The organism is Micrococcus sp. HMSC31B01 (genome assembly GCF_001816085.1).
Taxonomy (GTDB): domain Bacteria; phylum Actinomycetota; class Actinomycetes; order Actinomycetales; family Micrococcaceae; genus Micrococcus; species Micrococcus luteus.
Map to the genome: position 1 here is coordinate 1 of NZ_KV825286.1, position 2234 is coordinate 2234.

General features: G+C 73.7%; 3 protein-coding genes and 1 pseudogene. 3 read left to right on the forward strand and 1 reads right to left on the reverse strand.

Going from position 1 to position 2234, the window contains the following annotated elements; all coding sequences use genetic code 11:
* Window positions 1-516, forward strand: a 516-nt coding sequence (locus tag HMPREF3105_RS09700; RefSeq protein WP_246830368.1) for a PACE efflux transporter, incomplete at its 5' end; no start/stop codon positions are given.
* A gap of 24 nt (window positions 517-540) precedes the next feature.
* Here the strand turns inward: HMPREF3105_RS09700 and HMPREF3105_RS09705 are convergent.
* The gene (locus tag HMPREF3105_RS09705) at window positions 541-1443 is read right to left on the reverse strand and encodes a patatin-like phospholipase family protein (protein WP_070709433.1); all 903 of its coding nucleotides are present in this window, start codon (window positions 1441-1443) and stop codon (window positions 541-543) included.
* An 81-nt stretch (window positions 1444-1524) separates the two neighbouring features.
* Here HMPREF3105_RS09705 and tpx point away from each other — a divergent pair, with 81 nt between their 5' ends.
* Together tpx and HMPREF3105_RS09715 are read left to right on the forward strand one after the other, a co-directional pair.
* The gene (tpx, locus tag HMPREF3105_RS09710) at window positions 1525-2025 is read left to right on the forward strand and encodes a thiol peroxidase (RefSeq protein WP_036339157.1); all 501 of its coding nucleotides are present in this window, start codon (window positions 1525-1527) and stop codon (window positions 2023-2025) included.
* Window positions 2026-2027: 2 nt separating this feature from the next.
* Window positions 2028-2234 (forward strand): annotated as a pseudogene (locus HMPREF3105_RS09715) (trypsin); the annotation flags it as partial.

Consider the following 2234-nt stretch of genomic DNA (forward strand, 5'->3'; position numbering starts at 1 on the left):
CCGGGCGTCGACCCCGCGTCGGCGCCGCCCTCCGACGTGCCGCGTGGCCCGGGAGGCCGGGACGCGCTCGTCCGCCGCCGCGTGTTCCAGACGCCCCTGCTGCGCCGCGTGGTCTACGCGGTGGTCTTCGAGCTGCTCGCCATCCTCTTCACCACCGGGATCCTGGCGGCGCTCGGCAACGGCGGCGGGCCCTCGCTCGCCGTGGCGGTGGTGTCCTCGACCGTGGCCCTGCTGTGGAACATCGTGTTCAACTCGGTGTTCGAGACCCTCGAACGCCGCCTCGGGATCACGGGCCGACCCTGGTGGGTGCGCGTGGCCCACGCCGTCGGCTTCGAGGGCGGGCTGATCGTGTTCCTCGTGCCCGCGGTGGCGCTGATCCTCGGCATCGGGCTGGGGGAGGCGTTCCTCATCGAGGCCGGCCTGCTCGTGTTCTTCCTCGTCTACGCCGCGGTGTACGCCTACGCGTTCGACTCGGTGTTCGGCCTGCCGGACTCGGCCGCCCGCGCCGAGGCCTGACCCACCGCTCGGAGCAGGCGCGGCTCAGCGGGACGCCGGCAGCCCCAGGAACGCGCGGATCGCCGGCATCTCGCGGCGCACCTGGTCCAGGCCGAGCTCGTGGGCGGCGGCCAGCTTGGCCACGGACCGCTCGCCGTTGGAGATGGGCATGGTCGCGGGCACGAACAGATAGGCCCGTCCCTGCCGCTCCATCTCGAACAGGCGCTCGCGGGTCGCGTTGTACCGGCGCCAGCGCGTGAGCAGGGCGTCCGCGACGGCGGGGTAGCGCCGGAAGGTGCGCTGGTAGAACGAGGGGAACCGCTCGGGCCGCTTCACGTACCCGCGCTCCCGGGTCAGGACCACGAGGACCTTCTCGAACCCCGCGTCCTCCGCCGCGGTCAGCGGGATCCCGCCGTCCACGCCGAGGGCGCCGTCCACGAACACGGTGCCCTCGGCGTGCACCGGGGGCATGAGGACCGGCATCGTGGACGACGCGCGGACGCGGACCATCAGATCGGTCAGGGTGGTCATGTCGGAGCGGTCCCACCAGCGGGTCTCGCCGCTCGCGGCGTCGAACCCGCCCAGCACGAGCCGGGCGGGGTTCGCGCGGAACGTGGCGAAGTCGTAGGGCAGGTCCGCCTCGGGCAGGCCGGCGTGCTCGTAGATGTACTCGGCGTTGAACAGGCCCTTGCCGCGCACGAAGCTCAGCCAGTTGCCGAACCGAGGATCGTCGGCGAAGTCCACGAACGAGCGCCGCGCGCGGGCCGGGTCGCGGGACAGGTAGTTCACGGCGTTGGACGAGCCCGCCGAGATGCCGGCCACGAAGTCCACGTGGATCCGCTGGCGCAGCAGCTCCGCCACCACGGCCGAGGTGAGCGCGGCGCGCATCCCCCCGCCCTCGAACAGCAGCGCCGTGTCGGTGACGTTGGACGTCATGGGCTCGGTCATGGTCGGTACCTCCGTGTTCGCCGTCCGCCGAGCCGGGCGCGGAGTGCTCCCGTCCGGCCGCGCCCATCCTAGGCTGTCCCCATGGCGACGACCCACATGAAGAGCACCCCCGTCCACACCGTCGGTGAGCTGCCCCCGGTGGGTGCCCCCGCCCCCGACTTCACCCTCACCGGGGCGGACCTGTCCCCGGTGACCCTGCGGGAGCTGCGCGGCCGCCGCGTGATCCTGAACATCTTCCCGTCCCTGGACACGGGCGTGTGCGCCGCCTCCGTCCGCGAGTTCAACTCCCGCGTCGCGGACCTCGAGGACACCACCGTCGTGGCCGTGTCCGCGGACCTGCCGTTCGCCGCCGCACGCTTCTGCTCGGTCGAGGGCATCGACCACGTCCGCAGCGGCTCCGTGTTCCGTTCGTCCTTCGGCGACGACTACGGCGTGCGCATGACCGACGGTCCGCTCGAGGGCCTGCTGGCCCGCGCCGTCGTCGTGGTCGATGCCGACGGCGTGGTCCGTCATGCCCAGCTCGTTCCCGAGATCTCCGAGGAGCCGGACTACGAGGCCGCCCTGGCGGCCGCCCGGGGCTGAGCGTGACGCCGCCGGGCTGGCCGCCGCGCGCACGACGCTCGCCCCTGGCGTTCGTCATCGCGCTGTTCGGCGTGCTCGGCGCGCTGGTCCTGGCCGGGGGCCTCACCGCGCTCCTCGCCGGCCGGATGGTCGACGTCGCCGCGGACTCCGCCCCGAATGTGCCCGCCGCCGAGGCCCCCGCCCGGGAGGCGGGCGAGCTCGCGGCGGGC

What these genes read in the sequence shown, in the direction of transcription:
- HMPREF3105_RS09705 (WP_070709433.1), bottom strand. Translation starts at nt 1,443, where the DNA reads ATGACCGAGCCCATGACGTCCAACGTCACCGACACGGCGCTGCTGTTC.
- tpx (WP_036339157.1), top strand. Translation starts at nt 1,525, where the DNA reads ATGGCGACGACCCACATGAAGAGCACCCCCGTCCACACCGTCGGTGAG.